The sequence below is a fragment of the Clostridium sp. D33t1_170424_F3 genome (assembly GCF_015667585.1).
In the GTDB taxonomy this organism is placed as follows: domain Bacteria; phylum Bacillota; class Clostridia; order Oscillospirales; family Acutalibacteraceae; genus Anaeromassilibacillus.
Map to the genome: position 1 here is coordinate 184,936 of NZ_JADPEG010000001.1, position 26,712 is coordinate 211,647.

Here is a 26,712-nt window from a genome sequence, read left to right on the forward strand (position 1 = left end):
GTGCCGTACGGCTGCGAAACCTGCCGCCAGTATGCGCCCGTTATTTCAACCAACAGAATGTTTTAACCGATGGTTACCGTACAGTGCTGCTGCGGCGCCTCATTTACCATCGTGGTATACACACCTGTGCTTTCGCCCGGCGTGCCAACCGCCCACACACGATAATAGTAGTCGTTGCCGATCTTTGCAACAAACTGTGTCTTCAAAACACCGCTGTTGCCGACTGTGAAGCTCGGCGCTGCCGTGCTGCCGTTCAGAACCGTCATCTTGAAGCAATACGCCTGTCCTCTCTTCAACGTAAACGGAAGCGTTGTGTCGGAACGGACGGAAGCCGCCGCTTTTACATCCTGCGCTGCGTTTACAACCGTTGCAGGAACCGCAACCGCTGTACCGGAGCCGCCGGCCGGCCGTTTCGAGCCGGAACTGGAGGAAGAACTTCCGCCAGAGGGCTTGTTATTCTTCTTGGTCTCCAAGGCCTTATAAGCGTTGTTCAAATCCGTTTCCATTCCGTCAATTTCTTCCTGTGTCGCATCCTCATTATCAAGAATACGGAGCGCATTGGCCATCATGATACGGACGCGCGCCGCACTTTCCGGAGTGTAGGCACTCAGGTCGAGGGCTTCCACCTCTGCAACCAGATCACGCAGGGCATCCTTATTCGGCGTCTTGCGCAACTCGCCAATTGCCTTGACCAGCGCGTCCGCCGCCGCGTCCACCTGCTTCTGCGTTGCATTCTTATCTCCCAGGACTCTTTTCGCCTCTGCCAGCGCATCGCGGTATGCTTTGAAATCGTCTTCATTGATATCAACGTATTCGCTCAGATCAATGTCCGCCGTCATGTCCACCAGATTTTGGAGATTCTCCACGCTTGCCGCATCCACCAGGGCCAGGGCCGCCGCACGCAGTGTATCATAGGCCTCCTTGACGTCCGGCTGAAGCGCATTTTCGTCATCGAGCACTTCCTGCGCCGCTGCAAGGGCTGCTTCAAATGCCGCCACGCTGTTCGGCGTGAAGTTCTCCGTCTCAATGCTGTTTGCATAGTCGACCAGCTCGATCAGTTCCGCCTTATCTCCCTGGACAAAGCTGAGCAGATGAACCGCGTTCAGCAAATCGGTCCACGCGCCGTTGACCTCATTCTGCGTGACTGCGACAGTATCCCGAACTGTTACCGCATCCGCCAATGCATTTTCAAACTTCTCTTTGACCACCGGCACCAGGGATTCCATGTCGTTATTTGCGGCATACTCCTGTGCATAGGCAATCAGGTTGCGCAGAATACGCTTGTCAACCTGTGTAAATGCAAAGTTCAGTTCCTGCGCCTTGCCGTCTGTAGTAAATTCGTAGGTGAACGAACCTGTATCCGTAATCTTCTGATCAACGCCGTTGACGCTGACAAAGCTGAATTCCTTACCCTCTACGCGCGGCTTGAACGCCAGCGTGTACGGGGTATCCGCTTCCACCTTTTTCACTTCATACTTGCCGAGCAGATCCGCGAGCTTCTGCGCTTCGCCGTTGACGGTGAGCGCAACGCTGTTATCATACTTGACGGAAAGCGTTCCCTCATTCGGAACGACCGGCTTATTGCTCTTGGCAAACGGAATGACCGTGCCGGTTTCGCTGTCCGCCGAATAATACGTAAAGTCGGTAAAGGTGACCGGCTTGTACTTATTGGAGTTGCCGGTGCTGGCATACACGCCGATACGCAGGTCTTCCGCCGCAACATCCTTCAAATTATTGTATTCCTGGCTGCGGATTTCCGTCCAGTTCTCGCCGTCATAGCTGTAATAGCTGGTGAACATTGCGCCGTTTTTGACCAGCTTCAAATAGGCGTCCTGATCCTTCTGCGTGTCCACTTTATACGGTTTTTCCACGCCGCCGGCTATCATGGCAAAGCACTGGTCCTCAAAGAAGCTGTGATGTCTTCTCATGGCTGCCACAACATTGTTGGTATCGGTCATCACTGCGAGCGCTGCAGACTGGAAGTCATCCGTAAGGCCGCCGCTGACCTTGACACTGATGGCAAAGTTCTGATCCGCCGGGGCGGTGGTAAGAACATTTCTCAGAGTGCCGCCAATTTCTCCCTCCTGCATGGTGATGCTGACGGAATTCTCACTGTTGATGGCCAGATTGTCCGAAACCTTATTGATCACAGACCAATCGCTGCCCAGCACATAGTCATCCTGGATCCAATAAGCATAAACGGTCATGTTGCCGGTTACTTCCGTATCGGTGGTAAACGCGGCGCCCTCGCCGTCCGGCTCTGTAAACCATCCGCCAAAGGTATAGCCCTCGCGCTCCGGATTCTTTGGCAGGCCGGTTACCGTTGTCGCCGGGAACACAACGTCCATCGTTGCCGGAGAAGCGGGCACATCCGCATCCTGGCTGTCAAACGCGACTGTGTAAGTGCTGATGTCGTCGCGCAGTTTTGCAAACGGAATGACAGTCCCCTCCGTGCTCTCGCCCGGATAGTAGGTGAAATCGGTAAAGGTGGCATCCTGATAAGCGGCGGAGTTGCCGGTGCTGGTATACACGCCGATCTTGATGTCCTTTGCCTCTGCATTGGCGATATCGCCCTTCGCATCCTGACTGCGGATTTCTGTCCAGTTTGTGCCGTCGTAGCTGTAATAGCTGGTGAAGGTCTTGCCCTTTTTGACCAGCTTCAGGTAGGCGTCCGCGTCTTTATTGGTATCCTTTTGTACCGGAGACTCCGTCATCCCCTGGCCTTTCTCGTTGCGGACCATGGCAAAGCAGTTGTTGCCAAAGGAACTGTGGTATCTTCTCATCGCACTGACAACGTTTGCTGTATCGGTGAATGCTGTCAAAGCAATCGCCTGGTAGTTGGCTGTCAGGCCGCCCGTTACCTTAACGCTGATGGCAAAGTCCTGATCTGCCGGAACCGTTGCGAAGATATTGTCCAACGCATTGCTGCCTTCGCCGATTTCGCCCTGCTGGGATGTGATCGTGATGGAGTTCTCGTTATTATAGCGGACCTTGTCCAGGTCGTCGTTGACGACAGACCAGGTCTCATCGTTAATAATATACTTATCCTGAATAACCGTCAAAGCACATTCCGCCTTGATGGTGGGATCTACCGGGGAAATCGCTGTAATGACCGCGGTACCCGGCGCAACCGCCGTTATTTCACCGGTTGCGGACACGGTTGCGACCGATTCGTCGCTGGAAGTCCAGTTGACAGTTTTAATGAGGGCGTTCTCCTCCAGCGTGACGTCCGCCTTCAACGTAACCTTTTGGCGGGCTTCCATGCTGAGAACATTTTTGTTGAGCGTAACAGAAGCGATGGCAGCGGGCTTCTCTTTGACGATTTTGACGGCGCAGCCGCCGCCCTTCTTCATGGGAATGGTCAGCTTGTCCGCCTTGGTGACTTCGATGCATTCCATTGCAATGTCGTTCCGGCTGCTGCCCGCATCCTTGTAAACCAATGCATAATACTTGCCGTCGCCCAGGAAATCCAACGGGAATTCCGCGTCGCGCGCTTCCGTCGTAGTAGAGGCGCCGAACCAGTTTTCACCGCTGCGGCGCACCATGGTGACAAAATCGCCCGGATAGGCATCGATCAGCTTGGTGTCGTCCCACACAGCAGGCATATCCTTGTACAGCGAGTAAGTTGGGCTGTTCAGATAATCATCTGGACCGCTCGCCATGCAATGCAGGCCGCTCTGGATGAGAATGGAAGACGCAATCTGGAAGCCGATGGTGCTGGAACTGCCTCTGGGATACAAAGTCTCCGTTACATCCGCCGCGCCAACCGCACAACGGGTAAACGGCAGGATCGTAAACTGTTCCGGTTTGAGATCCCCCTGCTCCTGGCCGCGAATTGCTTCACGGGTCAGAACATTCTGATACGTACGGGTCTCACCAGTCGGCTTATTGGCGCCGTGCGCGTTTACTACCATTTTTAAATCGGAGCACTGCTCGTAAACATCGGTAAAGAGCTGCGTTCTGTCCTGTGTTTCGCGGTCAAAGAAGTCAATCTTGATACCCTTGATGCCCTTTTCCGCCCATTCAATCAGACGGGCGTCACGTTTAGCCTGCGTGTTCAGATCGTCACAAATGACCCACGCGATCAAGCCCACGCCCTTGCTGTCTGCATAATCGACAATCTCATCAAACCAATCGTAATACCCGGCATAGCGGCTGTCGCTCCCGCTCGGTGCGGGCGGCTGCCAGCCCTCATCCAGTATGTAGTATTTCCAGCCCATTTCGGCTGTAAAATCAATATATCGTTTAATCATATCCGGATCATGCTGATTCGCAGAGGTCTGACCCGCTGCAATCCAGGACCAGGAGGTCAAACCCGGATGCGCCCAGGACTCATAATCGTACTCAGTCTTCTCCGGCGCGCTCAAATTTTCCACCATGGTATTTTCCACGATATCTGCCAGCGTTCCGGTGATCGCAACTCTCCACGGGGTCTGGAACGGCGCGGAGGTAACAACCTCTTTGGTTCCCTGCTGCGGGGTATAGGAGACGCGCAGAACGCCGTTTCCTTCCGCCTTAACCATGGAACCGATGTACTCGCCGCTGAGTTCCGCTTCCGTCAGAAGGGCAAAGTCGCCCTCCGGCGTCTCATAGAGCAGCGGAATGGACTGGCCGCCGGTGACGTCTTCAATCTGCTTCTCGTAGAAGCTGTCCTCATAAGACCATGCACCGCCGGTGCCGTGCGCCATCGCCCAGGTTTTGGAACCCGCCGGCACCTGGAAGGCTGTCGTTTCATGGGAAATTGTCATATCCTGCTCGGAGCCGTCCGCCGATCGAATCGCATAGCGGAATGCCACACCGTCGTCGTAGGCGCGCACAATGACATCAAATTCCATGTTATCCTTTTCAAAGGTGATGGTGCGTTCCATCGCATGGTTTACATAGGCGTCCTTTTTGCTGGAAATGACAGAATACGTCTCGTTGATTTCCTTTGCATTTGTGACACTTTTGAATGTCAATCCGCTGGAGAAATCGCCCAGACTGGTTACAATGCCGGTATCCGCCAATCCGAGAACCGTCCTTGTTTCGTTCAATACAGAATAGGAGAGCTTGCCATCCGCGTTCAGTGCAAACACCGCGGTGCTGCTGCCATCTGGAGACTGGATGGACCAAGCGGTCCCCTGCGTTTCTGTACCGACGATCAGTTCCACCATGCCGGTTTTTGTGATGTCGCCCAGCGTCGCCGCACAGGAGATGGTCACCACACCGTTGGAAACGCCGGTTACTACGCCATCACTGTCTACAGTCGCAATCTCCGGATTGCTGCTTTCAAAGGAAAGGCTGTCAAATGCTCCCGCTGTGGAATCGTCCACCAAGATGCCGGACGCTGTGATCTTCGAGGTTTTCCCCACCTCCAGGATCGAATTCGACGCCTGCAGGGTCACTCTTTTCAAGTTCTTTTGAACGGTTCCGTCCAAAACAATTTGCGCGTCGCCCCAGACGCTGTGGTCATTGTTTTTGTTGTCTCCGCCATCGGTCGAGATCAATGTCAACAGTTTGGCATCGGCAGGAATTTCTACGTCGATGGTCTCCGCCGCCGCTTTGCCGCGGATCACACCGGTCTGCTTCAGCACCTCGCCGTCCGCTTTAACGACAAACGCACAGCTTGCCCCATCACGTCCATTGTTGATACCGACCTCCGCATGGAAGGATTTTACACCTTTGCCCTCGATATCATAGGAGATTTCGGAAGGTGCGTGGGCAAAAATACCCTTGCTGTAGGTTTTGAGCGATCCGTCCGCCTGTACCAGCTTCAGTGGATTGCCATCCATATCTTTATCCTTGGTTGCGTTGCTGAATCCCACGGAAGCGGATTTCCAATTCATGTCACTCAGATAAACGGGAATATCCTGTCCTTCCTGCAAAACAACGGCGTTTTGGCTTCCCGCCCGTACGGCTTCAGCGGCCGCAAAGGCCGGTGCGGAAGCTGCAAAAGCCATCTGTACTGCCAGCATCATTGCCAATGCCGACCGAACTGTCTTTTTCTTCATGTGTTTACCTCTCTTCTACCAAATTTACAGACTCCTTGATTTAGACCATTTTCCGGTCTTCTTTCCCCACAATTACAATCGCTGTCTTTTATTGCTTTCCCAAAGATTACAAACAGCAAAATTTTCCATCAATTGAATTTTTATGTACATATGCATAAAAAAGGCTGCTGTTACGAATCTTTTCCATAACGTTATCACAAATGAATTCAAAATTCAATATCCCGCGTTCAAAATGATACAAGATTACATAATTAAGCAACAATAATCCATATTGTATTTATCATTTGTTGTTAATTAATAAAAACAGATCATCATTTAAAAAGATTTAATTGTTTAAGATGAAAATATCTGCTGAACGGCTGAAAAAATCATCTTGCCTTTTTCTTATTTATAGTTTAGAATTATCAATAGATTATTTATGAAAAGCGAAACAAAACAGCCTATTATGGGAGGTAATACCACATGACATCGATCAGCAAGATTGTCGTACGATATGCGGAAACGGACCAAATGGGAATTGTGCATCATTCCAATTACCCGGTATGGTATGAAATAGCGCGTACCGATTTGATTAAAAAGATCGGTATGACCTATTCAGAGATGGAACAAATGGGTGTTATGACTCCACTGGTAGAACTGCAGTGCCGATACAACGGCGTCGCCCGATATGAGGACGAGCTTTTGGTGAAAGCCTGTGTGGAAGAGTTGACTCCCGCCCGTATCAAATTCCGGTATCAAATTTTCCACAGCGACGCATCTGCGCCAATGAATACCGGCTATACTTTGCATGCCTGGGTAGATGCGCAAACCTTTCGGCCCATCAGCATGAAAAAACGCTTCCCGGAACTTTACCAAAAAATACAAGCCTTTATTGAGGCATAAAAAGTCCGGCTTTGTCATGAAACCATGATGCAAAGCCGGACTTTTATCATACTGATAAATTGACCAAAAGAAACCGAAAAACAGCAAGCCGCCTTATTGGCCCGCGTAAGAGAAATTCAGCTTTTTCCCCACACGCATCAGACGATAGATTTGCAGCATTTCTGCCAGCGCACAAAGTTTATCCGCGCCGCTAACCACAAACGACTCCCGGAATCTGGGCATTTTCCGAAGCGTCAGCGGCCACATGTGCTTGGCAATGATGTCTTTTTCCACATCTGTCAGCTCACAGATCTGGCTGGCGTTTTCCAGCGCTGCCGCAGGATGTGTAAATCCGTGCAGCCCTTCATGGCTGCCCTTCTCATGCCAATCGTATAAAAATAAATCGTGCAACAGGCCGCCGCGCGCGGCCGCCTCAAAGTCCCAGCCAAATCGGCGGCAGATCAAAAAGCTGAGATATGCCACAAAGATACAGTGGTCCAGACAGTTGATGTCCACATGCTGTGTGACGTCCCGCATCGCCTGCACGCTGGGCGTATCGATTAAATCCTGAATGCATTCCTGAAATAAAGCACGGTTTGTGCAACTCCACATAGAAAGAAGCTCCTTTTCATGTTATGTAATGCTGTAAACCAGTATACCTTATATCCATATCGAAAATCCACCTATTTTGCGACAATTAACAGAAAAAGTTTTTGATCATAGAGTATTGACTTTTCCCCAGGGGCAACGTTTATGATAGAGTCATCAACAAACGCGCGACTGTTGAACAGGAAAAGAGGACTGCATTATGTACAGCATCGGAATGTTTTCTCAAATCGGACGTGTTACAACCAAGGCTTTGCGGCACTATGATGAATTAGGCCTGCTGAAACCCGCCTGCATCGACCGTTTCACCGGATACCGGTACTATACCAGCGAACAGCTGACCCGTCTGCATCAGATTCTGGCGTTAAAGCAGATGGGATTTACCTTGACAGAAGTATCCGTTCTGCTGAACACCGGCTGTCCGGAGGAAACGATCCTGCGCCTGTTGGAACAAAAGCGGCGGGAGGTCTCTTCCGTCATCTGCAGAGAGCAGGATAAACTCAACCGAATCGAAAGCTTTTTGAAGGCTGGGAAAGGATTTTTTATGAACAACTATACCGTATCTGTAAAAGAACTTCCGGGCGCCGTTGCGGCATCCCTGCGCCGCATGATTTCTGGCTTTGATATGCTCAGCCATCTTTATCCGGAGGTGATAAAGCCGGAGCTGACACGGCTGGGCTGCAAATGCACAGAACCCAGCTACTGTTTCAACATCTATCATGATGGCGAATACCGCGAGCACGACATCGACGTGGAAATCTGTCAGGCCGTTACGGAGAAGAAAGCAGACTCAGAGCTGCTGACCTTCAAGGAGATTCCGGCGATCCCGCAAGCTGCCTGCGTCCTGCACAAAGGGGCATATGCCCGATTGGGAGACGCCTACGCGTCCGTCATCAAATGGATTGAAGACAATGGATATGAAATTACCGGCTGTCCGCGCGAGGTCTATATTGACGGCAACTGGAATCAGGACAACGTGGATCATTGGCTGACGGAAATCCAATTCCCGGTAAAAAAAGCATAAATCACCTCCCCGCCGGCTGTATGCAGTCCGGTGGGGATTTTCTCTTACAAAACGAACCCGTCCGCTTTGAGAAATCCAGGCCGTCACAGATATTTACCGATTTCTTTATATAGAGAATCCAGGTTGAACGGCTTTGGAAGATGGCTGTTCATTCCCGCCTTCCTCGCCGTCTCCACATCCTCTGCAAAAGCGTCGGCCGTCATCGCAATGATCGGCACGGAGGCCGCATCCCGGCGGGGCAAGGCCCGAATCTGCCGGGTCGCTTCATATCCGTTCATGTTGGGCATCTGGACATCCATTAAAATCAGGTCAAAGTATCCTTTTTCGGACTGGTGAAACCGTTCCACGCCCATTGTGCCATCGACTGCCGCCTCCACTTCCGCACCCATCGTAGACAGCAGCTCAATGGCAATCTCACGGTTAAGCTGGTTATCCTCCACAATCAATATATGCTTGCCGTGCAGCGAGCTTTCTCTTTCCTTTTTGGGAACAGATGGACAGCCAGCCAAATATCGCTGGATTCCGCTGCATAAAGTGGATTTAAACAGAGGCTTTTGCAAAAAACCGTTGACGCCAACCTGCTTTGCCTCGTCCTCAATATCACTCCAATCGTAGGCAGAGGCGATCAAAATAGGAATTTCCGCGTCGGCACGGGCGCGAATCGCACGGGCGGTCTGTACGCCGTCCATATCGGGCATCTGCCAATCCAACAGTACAATGTCAAAGTTCCGGCCTGACACACGGGCCTGCGCCACCCTTTCCACTGCGTTGACGCCGCTCGTACACCAGTATGTGTCCGCGCCCAACTCCTCTAAAGTGTTTGCCAGATATTCGCACGCGACAACGTCATTATCCACCACAAGAATTTTCAAATCTTTACAATCGACCACCTGCTCACATTTGGACGAAGTAATTTCGAGCGGCAGCTCCACACAAAAAGTGGTGCCCTCGCCCAAATGGCTTTGCACCTGGATCGTACCGTCAAACAACTCCGTCAGCTTTTTGGTGATGGCCATACCAAGCCCGCTGCCCTCCGTTTTATCTACGCGGCTGTCCCGCTCCCGGGTAAAAGCCTCAAACAGATACGGAAGAAACTCCGGTTTAATACCGATTCCTGTATCGGAGAAGGTAAACCGAAGCCGGGCATAACCGGGCGCGTCCACCAAGGCAAGCTCCTCCACCTCAAAAATGATCTGCCCGCCTTCAGGTGTAAATTTGGAAGCATTCGACAGAATGTTAATAAAGATTTGGCGGAGCCGCAGCGCGTCGCAGAGGAATTCCTCGTGCTGGACATGCTGCAGGCGGACGGAAAAATGCTGTTTCTTTTCTTTGACCACAGGCTGCATGATAGCCACTATGTTCTCCAGCACGGACGGCAGCGACACAGGTTCCAAATTGAGCGCAATATTGCCGCTTTCGATCTTTGACATATCCAGTACGTCGTTGATCAGGCCGAGAAGATGCTGGCTGGACAGAGAAATCTTTTTCAGGCAGTCTTTTATTTTATAGGGCTCGCCAATATGCATCGATGCGATTTCCGTCATTCCAACAATTGCATTCATCGGCGTACGAATATCATGGCTCATCTGCGAAAGAAAACTCGACTTTGCCCGGCTGGCTGTCTCCGCCATTTCCAATGCTTCCGCAAGCTGCTTTGACTGCTCTTCCAACTGCTGCTGTAATTCCTTGAGCTTCGTAATATTTGTATAGATCGTATAGATGACGGGAATTCCTTCAAACACCTCGTCGGTAAATCGCCCAGTCACCCGTATCCAGGTGGTCCCGCCGCCCTTCACATGCATGGGACACTCAAACTCATAGCCCTGCTCCTGCCGCTGATACGCATCCACAATGATGCGCGCCATAAGCGCGACGGATTCCGGATCGTCCCTGAAATATTCATCCACATGACTGTGAAACAGCGTCCCATACTCCTCTTTTGTATACCCGATCAATTGATAAAAATAATCGTTGGCCCAAAGGACGGTAAAATGCTCGTCTAACAGATGTTTGCTGACGCTGACGTTCATCAGCGTCATAAACGCATTGTATTCATAGTCCATGACCTTATTCGCATAGTCTTTAATCATTAGCCCCACTCCTTTTAAACAGAAACGTGTTCTCGCAGGCCGCCATGATCCTTTGCAAACGTCCGTCCAGTAATTCAAAACAGGGCGGAAAAGAAATGGAGGCGTGTAACGGAACCGATTGGCCGCGCAATAACCAACTGTGTTCATATACAAAACTTTAAATCCATTGTAGCGCAGAAAGAGCCGCATGGCAAGACTGTAAACGTGCGTTTCCTTTTAAATACAACCTGCATTCCAAAATCCGGCAACTCCATGTGCCAGACCGGGTGGATTTCCGCCTGCGTCCATAGTATAATATTATTCATGGACAAACGTTTTTCCGAAGGGGGCGTGAATGCGCAATGGGGCCGGGAAGGTATAATCTGATCTATGAATTCTTCAAAAAACAAATAGAATTCGGATATTATCGGGAAGGGGACTGCCTGCCTTCTGTGGAAACACTGTGCAGCATCTATCAAGTTTCCTTGCAAACCGTTCGCAGCGCTTACCTGCAGCTTCAAAAGGAACGCTACATACAGCTTGCCAGAGGACGGCATACCGTGGTGCTGTATAACGCTGCGGCAGATGTATATCTTCACAGCCTGCAAGACTACTACCTGGCCAGAAAAGAATCGCTGCAACAACTGGACCGGAATCTGAGGACCTTGTTCTATCCCCTGTTTCTCGCGGGAGCACGGCTTCTGCGGAAGGAGGATATGCTTGCAATCAATGCGAACGCGCTCAGGGTAGCCACAGAGCCGTTTCAGATCTCTTTCTACTGTGGCCGTCAAGCCATACTTGCACATAAAAACCGCCTGGCGTTTGATCTCTTTACCGAATCCATTCTCTTTTATCAGTTTCTTCCCTCCCTTGCAATGCATGTTTCATCACCGGAAACCAAACGGCAATTGAAGCAGCTTTCAGAGCAGATGGCGGATGACTGCGAACAGGGCGACCGCGAGGAGCTCGTTGGTAACTATTTTCAAACGCTGGAGCTTTTAAACCACAGCTTATATGCTTTTATCAAACAGGCCGAGTCTGTGCGGCCTGTTCCAGCGCCGGTCCGATTCCATTGGCAAGTATACCGGGAGCGCCCTCAGAAGTGCTATTCGGTAGCCGCTCATCTGATCGGCCAAATCTATATCCGGGAGGCATACGGACCGGGGGATTTTCTGCCTTCCTATGGGACAATGGCAGAAAGTTATTCGGTTTCATTCAGTACGGTTCGGCGCGCTGTGGAGCTGCTGGCCGGTCTGGGAGTTGTAACCACGCATCAGGGATTAGGCACCCAGGTGGCGGCTTCAGCAGATGCTGCCTCATCGGACAAGATTTTACAGCGGATCATGTCCATGTTCCTGCAGGTGCTGCAAATAGTTTCCATTTCATTGGAGCGCATCATCGAACAATTTTTTCCCGGCCCGAGATGGCGGACTGACGAATGCCTGTGCACCCTCAGAGCACAGCAGGCACAAGGAAACAGCTTCCGCATATTTTTGATCGGCGCCGGTATTTTGCTGTACAGCAACGACGACCGTCCTATAAAGGAAATATGGGACAAATTCCACGAAGCGCTGCTTTTAGGCCTTCCGCTGCTGGAGACCTGCGCTGCCACTCAGCCGGAGACAGGCTCCCAGCTTTTATCTCACGCCGCGCTGCTCATCCAGGGCCTTGATACGGAAGACCGTTTTGTTTTTCATGACAGTTTGAAAAGCATGATGCGCCTGGTCATTTCCACTGCGGAACAGATTTTACGCAACTTGGACAGTCGTCTGCCAAAAGACGAGGAGGAAATCAAGAACGTTTAAAAAACAGGAGGAATTCAGCAACATGAAAGCAGTTATTCAGCGCGTCCGCCGCTCCAGCGTAACAATTGACGGAACCGTCGTCGGGGAAATCGGCCCCGGCCTGACGCTGTTACTCGGCGTGACGGAAGCCGATACAGAAAAGCAGTGCGATTACCTGGCGGAGAAAGCCGTCAACCTGCGCATTTTTGAGGACGACGCGGGGAAGATGAATCGTTCCCTGTTGGACATCGGCGGCGGGATGCTGATTATCTCCCAATTCACCCTCTGTGCCGACTGCCGCAAGGGCCGCCGGCCCTCTTTTATTGCGGCGGCACGGCCCGAACAGGCGGTTCCGTTGTACGAGCGCTTCATCGCACAGGTGCAAACACAGGGCGTCCAAACTGCCTCCGGGCAGTTTGGCGCGGATATGCTCGTTTCCATTGAAAACGACGGGCCGGTTACGATCATTCTGGACACTGAGGAAATCATGCCGGATACCAAGTGTTGACTTTACCCCAAAAAGTTGGTAAGATAAGGATAACTTCCCAACCCAAGGAAATATCCGCGGGCGAGGATGACAAAAAACACAGATACGTTCTGATTTACGAGGGATTTTCCCGAGAAAGAAGGCGGTTGTTATGACTGAACAATCAGGGTAGCTCCGCGCTTTTTTGCGCGGAGCTTTTTTGTTACAAAGGAGGAAAACAGCAATGGAAAAACGCGTGGCGCTGATTGGAATTGTAGTAGAGGATCTGGAAAACACAGAGGAGCTCAACCACATCCTGCATGAATTCAGCGAATACATCATCGGCCGCATGGGGATCCCCTACCGGGACCGCGGTATCTCAATCATCAGCGTAGCAATCGATGCGCCGATGAACGTCATCAGTTCCCTTTCCGGCAAACTGGGAATGCTCAAAGGGCTGAGTGTAAAGACCATTTATTCCAAGGCTGGGCAATCGGCATGAAGCTCACAAAGGAAGAGCTTGCCGCGTGGCTGGCTCGGGACAATTTCGACGAGATTTACGCGCAGGCGGACGCGGTCCGGCGGGAATCGGTCGGCGACGTCGTTCATATTCGCGCCCTGCTGGAATTCTCCAATCACTGTAAACGCCTGTGCCGCTACTGCGGACTGAATGCCGCCAACCAAAGCGTAGCGCGCTTCCGCATGGACCCGCGCGACATGGTGGAAACCGCGCGCGAGGCCTGGGAAGCCGGCTATAAAACCATTGTGCTGCAGTCCGGAGAGGACGGCTGGTACACGGCGGACGTTTTGGGCGAGGTCGTCAAACAGATCAAGAAAACCGGCATGAAGATTACCCTGAGCTGCGGCGAACTGCCGGAATCCGTTTACCGCTACTGGAAAGACTGCGGCGCAGACCGGTACCTTCTCAAGCATGAGACGAGCGATCCCATGCTCTATGCAAAGCTGCATCCGGACGGTACCCTGGAACAGCGCATCGCATGCTTGAAGACGTTGAAGCGTCTGGGCTTTGAAACCGGCGGCGGCTTTATGATTGGCCTGCCCGGGCAGACGCTCGACACAATCGCCGGGGATCTGCTGCTCCTGCGGGAGATCGGCTGTGATATGGCAGGCGTCGGGCCTTTTATCTCCCACCCGGATACGCCGCTGCGGGATACCCCCAGCGGCAGCACAGAGCTGACCAAGCGCGCGGTCGCGCTGGCCCGCCTGCTGCTGCCCAAGGCCAATCTGCCCGCCACCACAGCCCTCGGCGTACTGAACAGCGCGCAGAAGCAGGGCGTATTCTCCTGCGGAGCCAACGTAATCATGCGCAAGGTCACGCCGAACCGATTGAAAAAACTGTATCAAATCTACCCCGCCTCCTTTTCCGAAGCGGACATCCGCGCCGGACGGCAGGAAACAGAGGCGGAAATCCGGGCGCTCAACCGGACGCCTGTATAAGTATGGAAACTGAAAGGAAGAAAATCATGTATAATCCAAACTCTCTGGTGGCAACCGAATTTATAGACGATCAGGAAATCCAGGATACGCTCCGATATGCGGAGGAAAACAAGGACAACCTGGAACTGGTCAATCAGATCATCGATAAAACCGACGCGCTGAAAGGCCTGACGCACCGCGAGGCCGCCGTCCTGCTGGCATGTGAGGACAAAACTGCACTGGAGCGCATCTTTGCGCAGGCGACCAAAATCAAACAGGAATTCTACGGCAATCGCATCGTGATGTTCGCACCGCTGTACCTCTCCAACTACTGCGTCAATGGTTGTACCTATTGCCCCTATCACAAGAAAAACACACATATTCCGCGCAAAAAGCTCACACAGGAAGAAATCCGACGCGAGGTCATCGCACTGCAGGATATGGGCCATAAGCGTCTGGCGCTGGAAACCGGCGAGGACCCGATCAACTGTCCCATTGAGTATGTTCTGGAGAGCATTCAGACCATCTATTCCATCCAGCATAAAAACGGCGCGATCCGCCGCGTAAACGTCAATATCGCCGCCACGACGGTGGAAAATTACCGCAAACTCAAGGAAGCCGGCATCGGTACCTACATTCTGTTCCAGGAGACCTACCACAAGGAGCAGTATGAAAAGCTGCATCCCACCGGCCCGAAGCATAATTACGCCTACCACACCGAGGCGATGGACCGTGCGATGGAAGGCGGCATCGACGACGTCGGCTGCGGCGTGCTGTTCGGCCTGAACCTCTACCGCTACGACTTTGTCGGCCTGCTGATGCATGCGGAGCATCTGGAAGCCGTTCACGGCGTCGGCCCGCATACCATCAGCGTCCCCCGTATCCGCAACGCAGACGATATTGACGTCAATGACTTCTCCAACGCAATTTCCGACGAGCTGTTCCAGAAGATTGTTGCGATTCTGCGCATCGCCGTGCCGTACACCGGCCTGATCATCTCCACGCGCGAGTCCAAAAAGACGCGTGAAGCGGTCATCAAATACGGCGTGTCTCAGATCAGCGGCGGCTCCCGCACCAGCGTCGGCGGCTACGCCGAGGAGGACCAGGAGGAAGAGGATTCCTCCCAGTTTGAAGTGAGCGACAACCGCACGCTGGACCAGGTGGTCAACTGGCTGCTCAAGCTGGGCTATATTCCGAGCTTCTGCACCGCCTGCTACCGGGAGGGCCGTACCGGAGACCGCTTTATGACGCTGGTCAAGGCCGGGCAAATTAAGAACTGCTGCCTGCCCAACGCATTGATGACCCTGAAAGAATATGCGGAAGACTACGCGGGACCGGAAACCAAAAAGCTTGCATTGGAAATGATCGAACAAGAGGTACAGACGATTCCGAACGATAAGGTCCGGGAGATTGCTTTGAAAAATCTCCACGGGCTGGACGAAGGCCTGCGCGACTTCCGTTTCTAAGTCGGGATAAAGAGGTGTTTGAAATGAACAGTTTGAACAGCACACCAAACGCCAACCGCCTGCATATCGGCATTTATGGAAAGCGAAACAGCGGCAAATCCTCTTTGATTAACGCCCTGACCAATCAGGACGTGGCGCTGGTTTCCGATGTGGCGGGCACTACAACCGACCCGGTTTACAAAGCGATGGAGGTTCGCGGGCTGGGCGCATGCGTCTTTATCGACACCGCCGGCTTCGACGACGAGGGCGAGCTGGGAGAACTGCGCATTGAAAAAACCCGCCAGACGCTTCCCAAAGCGGATATTGCGATCCTGATTTTTGCAGACGGCGATCTCTCCATGGAAACCGAATGGCTAAAAAAACTCCAGCAGGGCGGCGTTCCTGTCGTTGCGGTCGTCAATAAGGCCGACCAAACCGAACCGGCCCCCTTGCTGGATAAAATAAAAGAAGAACTTCACCTCTCCCCCATCGCGGTCAGCGCCGCGGACCGCACCGGCATCCCCCGGCTTTTGCAGGAACTGACGCGCGTCCTGCCGGAGAATTACGGTTCGGAGAGCATCACCGGCCGCCTGGTTAAAGAAGGCGACGTCGTCCTGCTGGTCATGCCGCAGGACAGCGAAGCGCCGAAGGGCCGCCTGATTCTGCCGCAGGTGCAAACCATCCGCGACCTGCTGGATAACCGCTGTATCTCCATCAACGCCACGCCGGATACGATGGAAGCCGCGCTTTCCTCTTTAAAAGCACCGCCGGACCTCATTATCACGGATTCGCAGGCATTTAAAACGGTCTACGAAAAGGCGCCAAAAGAGAGCAGACTGACGTCCTTTTCCGTTTTGTTTGCCGCCCACAAGGGAGATTTAGATGCCTTTGTGCGCGGGGCCAACGCTGTGGAGCGGCTGAACAATCAATCCCGCGTCCTGATCGCGGAGGCCTGCACGCACGCCCCATTGAGCGAGGACATCGGCCGGGTCAAAATTCCTGCGCTGCTCCGCAAAAAATATGGGCCGGACATGGATATCCAGGTGGTCAGCGGCGCCAATTTCCCTGAGGACCTCCACTCGTACGACCTGATTGTCCACTGCGGCGGCTGCATGTTTAATCGAAAATACCTGCTTTCCCGCATTGCCCGCGCGGAAAATACAGGCGTGCCGATTACCAACTACGGCGTTCTGATCGCCAAGCTCAACGGTATCCTAGACCACATTACCCTGTGATTGCACATACGTAAAAAAATCCCGCTGCCCTTCGGACAGGCAGCGGGATTTTTGCAGTAAAGCGGCTATGTCATAGTGATTCGAATACATAGAAAAATCGACTCAATCAACAATCCCCCCTCCCGTCAATGGCAGGAGGGGGATTGCTTCATTTTTCAAGATTTAACATGAAACGTACATTGCGAGAAAGGCCGTTATCTATTCTATCGTTATACCTTGGATTCAAAAAACGCTTTGATGCCCTTGTACGTCATATAGACGTCTGTTTTAGAAACTACTTCAAACGGCGCGTGCATGGAAAGCACCGGCACACCTACATCGAGCACATCCACATCCAGGTTGGCGACAAACATCGCCACGGTTCCGCCGCCGCCGCCGTCCACCTTGCCAAGCTCGCCGATCTGCCACAGAACATCGTTCTTTTCAAAGATGCTGCGCACCTCCGCCACGAACTCCGCCGTCGCCTCAGAGGTCCCGCTCTTGCCGCGCGAACCGGTGTACTTGCTCATGGCCACGCCGTTGTTGACAAACGTGGAGTTTGTCTTCTCATAAGCGCTGGCATAGGTCGGATCGAACGCCGCCGTCACATCTGCGGACAGGCACTTGGACTTGCTGAGCACATGACGGACTTTCAGCCCCTCTTTCTCTGCCAGATCCTCGATAAAGTAACGCATAAATTCGGAATTCAGGCCGGTGTTCCCGTCGCTTCCGATCTCCTCACGATCAGCAAGTACAGTCAGAACCGTATGCTGCGGCGTCTTGCTGTTCAGCGCCGCCATCAGGGCCGGATAGGCGCAGACGCGGTCGTCGTGGCCGTAGCCGCCGATTAAACTGCGGTCAAATCCAATATCCGACGCTTTGAACGCAGGGACAAACTCGATGTCGGCAGAGACAAAGTCCTCCTCCGTCATCCCGTATTTCTCATGGATCAGGCGCATTACATTCAGTTTGAAGAGGTTGTCTCCCTCCTCCGCGCGCACCGGGCGGCTGCCGGCCAGAATGTTCAGGTTTTCGCCCTCGATTGCCTTAGCCAGGGTCTTCTGCATCTGTTCGGTGCCGAGATGCGGCAGCAGGTCGGTCACACAGAACTGCGGCTCGCCCGGCTCCTCTCCCAGACGGATTTCCACGCGCGTGCCGTCCTTTAAAACGGCCAGTCCGTGCATGGAAAGCGGGATTGCCGTCCACTGATATTTCTTGATGCCGCCGTAGTAGTGAGACTTGAACAGAGCCAGTTCGCTCTCCTCATACAGCGGATGCGGCTTGAGGTCCAAGCGCGGGGAATCGATGTGCGCCGCCGCGATACGGACGCCGTTCTTGCAGCCGTCCTTGCCGATTACCGCCAGAATCAGAGCCTTGCCGCGGTTGTTGTAATACACGCGGTCCCCTGCTTCGTATGTTTTCTTTGCGTCATATGCCGAAAAGCCTGCTTTCTCCGCCAGAGCAACCGCGGAGAGGACAGCCTCCCGCTCGATCTTGCTGCTGTCCAGGAAAGTCTTGTAGCCCTCGCAGAAATCGTCCGCCTTTTTGACCTTTTCGTCCGGAATCTGGAAATAGCCGTTCTTCCGGCAGATCAACAGTTCCTCTTTCAGCTTCTTAACATCCGGCGCTTCATTTTTCTTTGCCATATGTGTTCCTCCTGTCTATTCAAACTGATAGATTTCTTTATATTTTTGATAATTCCGCAGCACGTTGCTGACATACCGCTCCGTTTCCGGATAGGGGATCCGGCTCAGCGTGACGCCGTCCTGTGAAATTTCGGGGTTGCTCAGCCAGGTATTGACGGTTCCGATTCCCGCGTTATACGCGCTCAGCGCCGTCGCCCGTTCGCTGTATTTGTCCTGCAGGATCTGCAAAAACTTACAGCCGTAACGGATATTGATCTGCGGCGAATACAAGTCTTCCTTTGCATAGGTAATATCCTCCCGCAGCTTGGTCTGCAGCCAGTCAAAGGTATCCGGGGTAATCTGCATCAGGCCCATCGCGCCCGCGTGGGACTTCGCCTCCGGGTCAAAATTGCTCTCCGCTTTAATCACGGAATAGACCAGCGCCGGGTCCACCCCCTGTTCTGCCGCCTCTTTCGTGACCAGCTCCTCATACGCCAGCGGATACGCCGCCTTCATAAAGGAATCGTAGCCCCAGTTGACCAGCAGGGAACCCACTACAAACAAAACAGCCAGCGTTAAAATTGTTTTGATCCATCGCTTCATCGCATTCTCCAAAGGGAACTCATTGGGCTGCGGTCATAATGGCGCGCAGCAGCTTTTTTGTCTCCTCCGGAACCTGTTCCGCAGGAACGCCGCCATCCATAGCATATGCCGCGCGTTCGGTATAATATTCGTTCGGCTGCTGGGCGCTGATTCTTGCCCGCGCCTGGCCTTCAAAGATGCCGTCGCGCCGTATGATCCGGCGCAGGCGCAGCTGCAAATCGGCCACCACAGCGACCGTCGTGTCGCATTGCGCATCCGCGCCGCTTTCAAACAGCAGTGCGGCGTCCACGACAACTACCTTCATGCCCTGTTCCCCATACTGATTAATTTTCCGCTGTACCTCTTCCAGAATCAGCGGATGGGTGATTTGGTTCAAGCGCAGCGCGGATTCCCTGGTCGCAAATGCCCGTTCCGCCAAAAGGCCGCGATCCAGCCTGCCCTTACGGACCAGATCCGGACCAAATGCCTCCTGCAGGCGTTGCAGGCAAACTGGCCCTGAAGTCACCTCACGCGCGACGAGATCGCAGTCGATCACCCCGCAGCCCAAGGCGGCAAACGATTCCGCCACCGTGGACTTTCCGGCTCCTGTCGGCCCGGTCAGGCCGATGACAAACGGCTTAGCCAAGAGAAATCACCTCGAATCCCGCGGCACGGATCAACCGGTTGTATACCGCCAGCCCGACGCCCTTCGGCTCCGGGCAGCGCGCATAGACCGTCTGGGCATGCAGCACGTCATCCAATTCCCGCAGCGCATCGAACAATTCGCGCGCCTGCTCGCCGCAATCCCGCTCCCCGCCGTAGCAAACCGCCGGGACGGAAAGCGCTTTGTCCTCACCGTTGTAGCAGAGGGCCGCGACGCCGGTTTCCGCATGCGCATTGACATAATCGATATAGTGTTCCAAAGAACCGTCCAAAATAACCACGTTGGCCTTTGGCGAATAATGTTTATATTTCATACCGGGAGACGCGGCCTGTTCTCCTTCTGGAAGCGGGTTCAGCACCGCTTGGTCCATTTCCACTTCTCCTAACACCTCGCGGAGCTGTTCCAGCGTCACGCCGCCCGGACGGAGCAGACGCGGCGGTTCCGTCGCAAGCGTGACGACGGTGGACTCCACGCCGACCGCGCAGGGGCCGCCGTCCAATACCGCTTCGATCCTGCCATCCATGTCGTCCATCACATGGGTGGCAGTCGTCGGGCTGGGATGTCCGGAGAGGTTCGCGGAGGGCGCCGCCAACGGCATGCCGGCAGCGTCGATCACCGCCTGCGCGACCGGATGGGACGGAAAGCGAATAGCGACCGTATCCAGCCCTGCGCTCACCTCATCCGGGATACAATCTCCCTTTGGCAAAATGATGGTCAGCGGACCGGGCCAAAAGCGCTCCGCAAGTTTTTTTGCGGCATCCGGCACCGCGCGAACCAATCCGTAAATCTGATCAAACTGCGAGATATGAACGATCAGAGGATTGTCCATCGGACGGCCCTTCGCCGTAAAAATTCCGGCGACAGCGGAGCCATTCAGCGCGTTTGCCGCAAGGCCGTACACCGTCTCCGTGGGGATTCCCACCAAGCCGCTGTTTTGCAGAATGCGGGCGGCTTTTTGGATAGATTCCGGTTCATTTGCATCTAAAAGCTGCGTTTGCATGCTTTTCTCTCCTTTGCATGTTCCTCAGGATCACCGCTGGCTTTCAATAGACGCCTCCAGCTTGGCGGCGCGGTCCGCCGCGATCAATGCGTCGATCACCTCGTCGATGTCGCCGTTTAAAAGGCTGTCCAGCCGGTAGAGCGTCAGGTCAATGCGGTGGTCCGTCATGCGGCCCTGTGGATAATTGTATGTGCGGATACGCTCGGAGCGGTCGCCCGTACCCACCTGAGAACGGCGGTCCGCCGCCACCTGCGCATCCTGCTTGGCCTGCTCGATCTCGTACAGGCGGGAGCGCAGCACCTTCATGGCCTTGTCCTTGTTTTTAAACTGGCTCCGCTCATCCTGGCATTCCACCACCATGCCGGTCGGCAGGTGCGTGATTCGTATGGCGGACGACGTCTTGTTGATGTGCTGGCCGCCCGCGCCGCTGGAACGGAAGGTATCGATCTGCAAATCCTTCGGATTGATCTCGATTTCCACATCGTCCACCTCCGGCAGGACGGCGACCGTTGCGGTGGAGGTGTGCACGCGTCCCTGTGTTTCCGTTTCCGGCACGCGCTGTACGCGGTGCACGCCGCTCTCATATTTCAGCTTGGAATACGCGCCGTCGCCGGTAATCATGAAGCTGATTTCTTTGTAACCGCCGAGCTCCGTCTCGTTGACATTCAGGATTTCGGTTTGCCATCCCTTGCTCTCCGCATACATACTGTACATACGGAACAGCACGGCGGAAAACAGCGCCGCTTCCTCGCCGCCCGCGCCGCCGCGGATTTCCACAATCACGTTTTTATCGTCGTTCGGGTCGCGCGGGAGCAACAGGATTTTCAGTTCGTCGGACGTACGCGCCACGGTTTCCCGGGCGTCCTCCAGCTCCTGTTCCACCATCTCACGGAAATCCTTTTCCAGACCGCCCTCGTCCAACAGCATTTTGGCCTCGTCCTGCGCTTCTTCCGCTTTGCGGTACTCGCGGTACTTTTCCACGATCGGCGTGATATTTTTGTGCTCCTTCATCAGCTCCGCATAGACAGCGGGGTCCGCAAGGACCGACGGGTCGCAGAGCTTTTGATTTAATTCCTCGTATCGCTTTTCAAAAATCTGTATATTTTCAAACATATTCAAAACCTGCTTTCTGAAATTTTAATTGAGAAACTCAGAAAGCGGTTAGAGCTCGTCGCTCGTGTTCTCGCGCAGAATCTTTTTGATGTTCTTTTCGCATTTCAGGCGCGGAACCATGATCTCATGGCCGCAGGTCGTACACCGGATCTTAAAGTCCATGCCCGCGCGCAGAACCAGAAACGTTTTCCCCCCACAGGGATGCGTCTTTTTCATCTGCAGCAGATCGCCGGTTCTCACATCCATTCTCCGCACCTCCCTTTCTTGGAAATTGCCTATATATCGGAATTTATATTATAACACCATTTCCAGTAAACAGACAGACCTTTTTTACGTTTCTACCTTTCTTCCGAAGCGGCCCGTGTGCTTCCTTCCAATTTGTGCTATACTACAATAAGAGCAACCGTACTTTGCGTACATCGAAAATTTCACGGAAAGTTGTGATAGAATGACCACCAAGGAAAACATCCTCCAACGCCTGCGGGATACCGAAGATTATCTCTCCGGGGAACAGCTGAGCGACGAACTGGGCGTCTCTCGCGCCGCCGTCTGGAAAGCCATCCAATCCCTGCGGGACGCCGGTTATCAGATTGATTCCGTCACCAACCGGGGCTATCGTCTGCTCGCCCTGCCGGACCTGCTGACAGAAGCGGAAATCCGCGCGGGCCTGCACACCAAAACGCTGGGAAGTAAAATCATCTGCCTGGCGGAGACAGATTCCACCAACGAGGAAGCCAAGCGCCAGGCGCAGCAGGGCGCGCCGGACGGAAGCGTTTTTACCGCGGAGCGGCAGACCGGCGGCAAGGGCCGCCTGGGACGCCGCTGGGAACAGCCGGAGGGCACCGGCATCTGGTTCAGCGTGCTGCTGCGCCCGGGGCTGATTCCGTCGGAGGTGGGCAATATCACCCTGCTGGCCGGCATCGCCGTCTGCCGCGCCATCCGTTCCCTGATAGGCTACGAAGCAAAAATCAAATGGCCCAACGACGTTGTGATCGGTAGCCGGAAAGTCTGCGGCATCCTGACCGAAATGGCGGCGGAAATCGACCGGATCGAATACATGGTGCTTGGCATCGGCATCAACGCCAATATTCCCGCGTTTTCGGAAAACCTCGCGGAAAAGGCGACCTCCCTGCAGATTGAAACGGGCCGTACCGTCTCCCGCGCAAAACTCCTGCAGGCAGTTTTATGGGAACTGGAAGGGCTGTTGACGCCGGAAAATTACAGCTGCCTCACGCCCGCCGTCCTGCATGAATACCAAACGCTCTGCGTCTCCATCGGCCGGCGCGTTGGATTCTACCGGGGAAAGACACAGGCAACCGGCACAGCCGCCGGCGTAAGCTCCACCGGCGAATTGCTCGTCAACACCGACGACGGGCGGCAAGTCACCATCAACGCGGGCGAAGTCGTGGTGCAGGGGATCTACGGACAGATGCTTCCCCAATAACAAAAGCGCTTGTCTGAACGCATAAAAATCATCTGAATTGACGATTCCCCCCGCGCGCCGCGCGAGGGGAATCTCTGGTTATCAGGCCTTTTTATTTGCCCGCTTTCTTTTTAAAACCGTCCTTTAAGGAGACAGAGCGGTTAAACACCGGATGTTCCGGCGTGCTGTCCACACTGTCCGCACAGAAATACCCCTGGCGCATGAACTGGAAGGACTGTCCCGGCTTGGCCTCCGCCAGCACAGGCTCTACCTTGCAGCCTGTCAGCACCTTGAGGGAATCCGGATTCAGCACCTCCAGGAAATCGCCCGCATCCGGGTCTGGAACGGTAAACAGGCTGTCGTACAGCCGGACTTCCGCGTCGACCGCCGTCTTGGCGTCTACCCAGTGGATGGTCCCCTTGATCTTGCGGCCGTCCGGGGTGTTGCCGCCGCGCGTAGCCGGATCATATTCGGCGTATACCTCTGTCACATTGCCGTCCTCGTCCTTTTTGCAGCCTGTACAACGGACGATATAAGTGGTTTTCAGCCGCACCTCATTGCCCGGGAACAGGCGGAAGTAACCCTTAAAGGGCTCCTCCAGGAAGTCCTCACGCTCGATCCAAAGCTCGCGGGAAAACAGAACCGTGCGGGTTCCCTCCTCCGGCTTGCCGGGGTTGTTTTCCACTTCAAATTCTTCTGTCAAATCCTCCGGATAATTGGTGATAATCAGTTTGACCGGGTCCAACACCGCCATAACACGCTGTGCATTCTCGTTCAAATCCTCGCGCAGGCAGTGCTCCAGAAAACCATATTCCACCGTGCTGTTTACCTTGGAAACGCCGATGCGCTCACAGAAATTGCGGATGGACGCCGGGGTATAGCCACGGCGGCGCAGGCCGCACAGCGTCGGCATACGGGGATCATCCCAGCCGGAGACGTAATTGCCCTCCACCAGCTGGCGCAGCTTACGCTTGCTCATTACCGTATTGTTAATCCCCAGACGTGCAAATTCAATCTGGCGCGGCTTGTCCGGCAGGTCGACATTGGCGATGACCCAGTCGTACAGCGGCCTGTGATCCTCAAATTCCAAGGAACACAGAGAATGCGTAATCCCCTCCAGCGCGTCCTCAATCGGATGCGCGTAATCATACATAGGATAAATGCACCAGGTATCCCCCGTGCGGTGATGATGCATATGGTTGATGCGGTAAATCACCGGGTCGCGCATATTGAAGTTGCCGGAGGCCAAATCAATTTTTGCACGCAGCGTCATTTTACCGTCTGCGAACTCTCCCGCCTTCATGCGTGCAAAGAGGTCCAGACTTTCTTCGATTGGACGGTCGCGATACGGACTGACGGCGGTATGCGTCAAATCGCCGCGGTTTTCCCGCATCTGCTCCGGTGTCAACTCACATACATAAGCAAGCCCTTTTTGGATCAGGCCAACCGCCAGCTCGTACATCTTCGGAAAATAATCCGACGCAAAATAGAAGCGGTCGTCCCAGGAAAAGCCCAGCCACTGAATGTCTTCCTTGATTGCATCGACATATTCGGTATCCTCTTTGGTGGGATTCGTATCGTCCATGCGCAGGTTGCAGACGCCGCGGTATTTTTCCGCCGTGCCAAAGTCGATGCAGATCGCCTTGGCATGGCCGATGTGCAGGTACCCATTGGGCTCCGGCGGGAAACGCGTGTGTACCGTCTCCCCGGCAAACCGGCCGCCCGGCTGGATATCCTCATCAATAAAGTCGTGGATAAAATTGCTCCAGCCTTCCGTCTCTTCCCTGTTCTTGATCTCGTCGCTCATTTCAGGTGCTCCTTTATACCAAAATTTCGTTCTGTCAATTGTGCAGCTTTTCAAGTCCGATCTTCAGCCGGCGTACCGCCTCATCCTTGCCCAAAATGGCCAGGATTTCCATTGCGCCGCCGGGCGTAACCAGCATACCGGCCGCCGCAATGCGCACCGGCCAAAGCAAGGTTCCGTTTTTGACCTCGAGCTGCTGCGCCAGCGCAATCAGTCTTTCATGGATCACGTCAAGCTGCCAATCCTCCACCTGTTCCAGCTCCGCGATTACCGCTTCCAGCATGGTCACGGAATTTTCCAGATTGGTCTTACTCTTTTTATTGACAAAGAATTCTTTGTCATAGTCCGGCAGATCCTGGAAGAACCCGATAATCCCCGGAACTTCTGTCAGCTTGGTCACACGCGGCTGCAGAATGGTTGCAAGTACCTCCAGGTTCATCTGCTTGTCCCCGAACACCTGCTGGAAATATGGCTGTGCCGCCGCGATAAATTCTGCCTGCGGCATGCTGCGGATATATTCCGCATTAAACCAGGTCAGCTTGTCGTAATCAAATACCGCGGGGGATTTGCTGATTCCGTCGATGGAGAAATGCTCCGCCAGCTCCGCCAGGGTAAACAGCTCGCGGTTCTCTTTGGGGCACCAGCCCAGCAGCGCGATATAGTTGGTGACCGCCTCCGGGAGATAGCCCTCCTTGACCAAATCCTCAAAGCCGGTCGCGCCGTGCCGTTTGGACAGCTTGGAGACGCTTCCGTCCTCGTTCTTTCCCATAATCAGCGGCAGATGCACATAGGTGGGGAGCTCCCAGCCGAACGCTTCATACAGCAGGTTATACTTCGGGGTAGAGGTCAGATACTCACAGCCGCGCACCACATGCGTGATGTGCATCAGGTGGTCGTCGACGACATTCGCGAAATTGTATGTAGGATACCCGTCCGATTTCAGCAGAACCTGATCCTCTAGCTCGCGGTTTTCAATGGTGATGTCGCCGTATACGACATCGTGGAAGGTCGTGGAGCCTTCCATCGGCATTTTCTGCCGGATGACATAGGGCGTCCCCGCCGCCAGCAGGCGCTCCACTTCTTCTTTGGGCAGGTCGCGGCAATGGCGGTCGTATCCACCAAAGGATTCCTCGCCGTCCTTGCTCTCATGCAGCGCGTCCAGACGTTCCTTTGTGCAGAAGCAATAGTAGGCCTTTCCCTGCTCGACCAGCTGTTCCGCATACGGCTTGTACAGATTCTTGCGCAGGCTCTGCACATAGGGACCATATTCGCCGCCAATATCCGGGCCTTCATCATGCTGCAGGCCCACTTTTCTCAATGTATTGTAAATGATATCGACCGCGCCCTCCACCAGCCGTTCCTGGTCGGTATCCTCAATGCGCAACACAAACTGCCCGCCCATGGACTTGGCGATTAAATATTCGTACAGAGCTGTGCGAAGATTGCCGACGTGCATAAAGCCGGTGGGGCTCGGTGCAAATCTTGTTCTTACCACTTGATTTTGCATAAAAATCCGCCTCTCGTTTTTTTCGCGCGCAAAAGCGGCCGCTTCCGCGCTTCCCTCTCTGCTATCCGCCGGAAAAACCGGCTGGATAAGGAAAAACG

The 26,712-nt window shown here is 53.9% G+C and carries 20 protein-coding genes; 9 read left to right on the plus strand and 11 right to left on the minus strand.

Going from position 1 to position 26,712, the window contains the following annotated elements; all coding sequences use genetic code 11:
• Nucleotides 1-62 precede the first annotated feature (62 nt).
• The gene (locus I4V53_RS00940) at nt 63-5,990 is read right to left on the minus strand and encodes a glycoside hydrolase family 97 N-terminal domain-containing protein (protein ID WP_195983544.1); all 5,928 of its coding nucleotides are present in this window, start codon (nt 5,988-5,990) and stop codon (nt 63-65) included.
• 462 nt (nt 5,991-6,452) lie between these two features.
• Here I4V53_RS00940 and I4V53_RS00945 point away from each other — a divergent pair, with 462 nt between their 5' ends.
• Complete coding sequence (locus I4V53_RS00945) at nt 6,453-6,872, plus strand: acyl-CoA thioesterase (protein ID WP_195983545.1); 420 nt, start codon at nt 6,453-6,455, stop codon at nt 6,870-6,872.
• Nucleotides 6,873-6,965: 93 nt separating this feature from the next.
• Here I4V53_RS00945 and I4V53_RS00950 read toward each other — a convergent pair whose 3' ends face one another.
• Nucleotides 6,966-7,463, minus strand: coding sequence for an HDIG domain-containing metalloprotein (locus I4V53_RS00950; protein WP_195983546.1), 498 nt, complete (start codon nt 7,461-7,463; stop codon nt 6,966-6,968).
• Nucleotides 7,464-7,659: 196 nt separating this feature from the next.
• On the opposite strand from I4V53_RS00950, the gene I4V53_RS00955 reads away from it, so the two are divergent.
• Nucleotides 7,660-8,481: a MerR family transcriptional regulator gene (locus I4V53_RS00955; protein ID WP_195983547.1), complete on the plus strand. Its 822-nt coding sequence runs from the start codon at nt 7,660-7,662 to the stop codon at nt 8,479-8,481.
• An 83-nt stretch (nt 8,482-8,564) separates the two neighbouring features.
• Here I4V53_RS00955 and I4V53_RS00960 read toward each other — a convergent pair whose 3' ends face one another.
• Complete coding sequence (locus tag I4V53_RS00960) at nt 8,565-10,571, minus strand: PAS domain-containing hybrid sensor histidine kinase/response regulator (protein WP_195983548.1); 2,007 nt, start codon at nt 10,569-10,571, stop codon at nt 8,565-8,567.
• Between the two features lie 341 nt (nt 10,572-10,912).
• Here I4V53_RS00960 and I4V53_RS00965 point away from each other — a divergent pair, with 341 nt between their 5' ends.
• From I4V53_RS00965 to hydF, 6 genes are all read left to right on the plus strand, one after another.
• Nucleotides 10,913-12,355: a GntR family transcriptional regulator gene (locus tag I4V53_RS00965; RefSeq protein WP_195983549.1), complete on the plus strand. Its 1,443-nt coding sequence runs from the start codon at nt 10,913-10,915 to the stop codon at nt 12,353-12,355.
• Between the two features lie 22 nt (nt 12,356-12,377).
• Entirely contained in the window at nt 12,378-12,842 is a 465-nt protein-coding gene (gene dtd / locus I4V53_RS00970) for a D-aminoacyl-tRNA deacylase (RefSeq protein WP_195983550.1), read from the plus strand.
• A gap of 202 nt (nt 12,843-13,044) precedes the next feature.
• The gene (locus I4V53_RS00975) at nt 13,045-13,302 is read left to right on the plus strand and encodes a TM1266 family iron-only hydrogenase system putative regulator (protein ID WP_195983551.1); all 258 of its coding nucleotides are present in this window, start codon (nt 13,045-13,047) and stop codon (nt 13,300-13,302) included.
• Nucleotides 13,299-14,258 (plus strand): [FeFe] hydrogenase H-cluster radical SAM maturase HydE, encoded by a 960-nt coding sequence (gene hydE / locus I4V53_RS00980; RefSeq protein ID WP_195983552.1) that lies wholly within the window; start codon nt 13,299-13,301, stop codon nt 14,256-14,258. Before I4V53_RS00975 ends, hydE begins: the two co-directional genes overlap by 4 nt.
• Nucleotides 14,259-14,284: 26 nt before the next feature.
• Entirely contained in the window at nt 14,285-15,703 is a 1,419-nt protein-coding gene (gene hydG, locus I4V53_RS00985) for a [FeFe] hydrogenase H-cluster radical SAM maturase HydG (protein WP_195983553.1), read from the plus strand.
• A gap of 23 nt (nt 15,704-15,726) precedes the next feature.
• A complete protein-coding gene (gene hydF / locus I4V53_RS00990; RefSeq protein WP_207747802.1) occupies nt 15,727-16,917 on the plus strand; it encodes a [FeFe] hydrogenase H-cluster maturation GTPase HydF in 1,191 nt (396 codons plus the stop codon).
• A 209-nt stretch (nt 16,918-17,126) separates the two neighbouring features.
• Here the strand turns inward: hydF and I4V53_RS00995 are convergent, their stop codons facing one another.
• The 6 genes from I4V53_RS00995 to I4V53_RS01020 are packed head-to-tail and all read right to left on the minus strand — an operon-like array spanning nt 17,127 to nt 22,126.
• On the minus strand, nt 17,127-18,542 hold the full coding sequence (locus I4V53_RS00995; RefSeq protein WP_195983554.1) for an aminopeptidase: 1,416 nt from the start codon (nt 18,540-18,542) through the stop codon (nt 17,127-17,129).
• Between the two features lie 15 nt (nt 18,543-18,557).
• On the minus strand, nt 18,558-19,124 hold the full coding sequence (locus tag I4V53_RS01000; RefSeq protein ID WP_195983555.1) for a lytic transglycosylase domain-containing protein: 567 nt from the start codon (nt 19,122-19,124) through the stop codon (nt 18,558-18,560).
• Nucleotides 19,125-19,143: 19 nt separating this feature from the next.
• Nucleotides 19,144-19,749, minus strand: coding sequence for a dephospho-CoA kinase (gene coaE, locus I4V53_RS01005; RefSeq protein ID WP_195983556.1), 606 nt, complete (start codon nt 19,747-19,749; stop codon nt 19,144-19,146).
• On the minus strand, nt 19,742-20,767 hold the full coding sequence (locus tag I4V53_RS01010) for an L-threonylcarbamoyladenylate synthase (RefSeq protein ID WP_195983557.1): 1,026 nt from the start codon (nt 20,765-20,767) through the stop codon (nt 19,742-19,744). The genes coaE and I4V53_RS01010 overlap by 8 nt, the downstream gene beginning before the upstream one ends.
• Nucleotides 20,768-20,797: 30 nt before the next feature.
• Nucleotides 20,798-21,880 carry a peptide chain release factor 1 gene (gene prfA, locus I4V53_RS01015; protein ID WP_195983558.1) on the minus strand — a complete coding sequence of 361 codons (1,083 nt, stop codon included), beginning with the start codon at nt 21,878-21,880 and terminating at the stop codon, nt 20,798-20,800.
• A 48-nt stretch (nt 21,881-21,928) separates the two neighbouring features.
• On the minus strand, nt 21,929-22,126 hold the full coding sequence (locus I4V53_RS01020) for a DUF951 domain-containing protein (protein ID WP_195983559.1): 198 nt from the start codon (nt 22,124-22,126) through the stop codon (nt 21,929-21,931).
• Between the two features lie 202 nt (nt 22,127-22,328).
• Here I4V53_RS01020 and I4V53_RS01025 point away from each other — a divergent pair, with 202 nt between their 5' ends.
• Complete coding sequence (locus tag I4V53_RS01025) at nt 22,329-23,324, plus strand: biotin--[acetyl-CoA-carboxylase] ligase (RefSeq protein ID WP_195983560.1); 996 nt, start codon at nt 22,329-22,331, stop codon at nt 23,322-23,324.
• A 91-nt stretch (nt 23,325-23,415) separates the two neighbouring features.
• Here the strand turns inward: I4V53_RS01025 and I4V53_RS01030 are convergent, their stop codons facing one another.
• Entirely contained in the window at nt 23,416-25,110 is a 1,695-nt protein-coding gene (locus I4V53_RS01030) for a glutamine--tRNA ligase/YqeY domain fusion protein (RefSeq protein WP_195983561.1), read from the minus strand.
• Nucleotides 25,111-25,144: 34 nt separating this feature from the next.
• Nucleotides 25,145-26,614, minus strand: coding sequence for a glutamate--tRNA ligase (gene gltX, locus I4V53_RS01035; protein ID WP_195983562.1), 1,470 nt, complete (start codon nt 26,612-26,614; stop codon nt 25,145-25,147).
• Nucleotides 26,615-26,712 lie beyond the last annotated feature (98 nt).

Excerpts from the sequence above, each read along its gene's own strand:
- I4V53_RS00950 (WP_195983546.1), bottom strand. The coding sequence starts at position 7,463 with ATGTGGAGTTGCACAAACCGTGCTTTATTTCAGGAATGCATTCAGGAT.
- I4V53_RS01010 (WP_195983557.1), bottom strand. The coding sequence starts at position 20,767 with ATGCAAACGCAGCTTTTAGATGCAAATGAACCGGAATCTATCCAAAAA.
- I4V53_RS01030 (WP_195983561.1), bottom strand. The coding sequence starts at position 25,110 with ATGAGCGACGAGATCAAGAACAGGGAAGAGACGGAAGGCTGGAGCAAT.
- I4V53_RS00960 (WP_195983548.1), bottom strand. The coding sequence starts at position 10,571 with ATGATTAAAGACTATGCGAATAAGGTCATGGACTATGAATACAATGCG.
- prfA (WP_195983558.1), bottom strand. The coding sequence starts at position 21,880 with ATGTTTGAAAATATACAGATTTTTGAAAAGCGATACGAGGAATTAAAT.
- I4V53_RS00965 (WP_195983549.1), top strand. The coding sequence starts at position 10,913 with ATGGGGCCGGGAAGGTATAATCTGATCTATGAATTCTTCAAAAAACAA.
- dtd (WP_195983550.1), top strand. The coding sequence starts at position 12,378 with ATGAAAGCAGTTATTCAGCGCGTCCGCCGCTCCAGCGTAACAATTGAC.
- I4V53_RS01020 (WP_195983559.1), bottom strand. The coding sequence starts at position 22,126 with ATGGATGTGAGAACCGGCGATCTGCTGCAGATGAAAAAGACGCATCCC.
- I4V53_RS01000 (WP_195983555.1), bottom strand. The coding sequence starts at position 19,124 with ATGAAGCGATGGATCAAAACAATTTTAACGCTGGCTGTTTTGTTTGTA.
- hydE (WP_195983552.1), top strand. The coding sequence starts at position 13,299 with ATGAAGCTCACAAAGGAAGAGCTTGCCGCGTGGCTGGCTCGGGACAAT.
- I4V53_RS00940 (WP_195983544.1), bottom strand. The coding sequence starts at position 5,990 with ATGAAGAAAAAGACAGTTCGGTCGGCATTGGCAATGATGCTGGCAGTA.
- I4V53_RS00945 (WP_195983545.1), top strand. The coding sequence starts at position 6,453 with ATGACATCGATCAGCAAGATTGTCGTACGATATGCGGAAACGGACCAA.
- I4V53_RS00955 (WP_195983547.1), top strand. The coding sequence starts at position 7,660 with ATGTACAGCATCGGAATGTTTTCTCAAATCGGACGTGTTACAACCAAG.
- gltX (WP_195983562.1), bottom strand. The coding sequence starts at position 26,614 with ATGCAAAATCAAGTGGTAAGAACAAGATTTGCACCGAGCCCCACCGGC.
- hydG (WP_195983553.1), top strand. The coding sequence starts at position 14,285 with ATGTATAATCCAAACTCTCTGGTGGCAACCGAATTTATAGACGATCAG.
- I4V53_RS01025 (WP_195983560.1), top strand. The coding sequence starts at position 22,329 with ATGACCACCAAGGAAAACATCCTCCAACGCCTGCGGGATACCGAAGAT.
- I4V53_RS00975 (WP_195983551.1), top strand. The coding sequence starts at position 13,045 with ATGGAAAAACGCGTGGCGCTGATTGGAATTGTAGTAGAGGATCTGGAA.
- hydF (WP_207747802.1), top strand. The coding sequence starts at position 15,727 with ATGAACAGTTTGAACAGCACACCAAACGCCAACCGCCTGCATATCGGC.
- I4V53_RS00995 (WP_195983554.1), bottom strand. The coding sequence starts at position 18,542 with ATGGCAAAGAAAAATGAAGCGCCGGATGTTAAGAAGCTGAAAGAGGAA.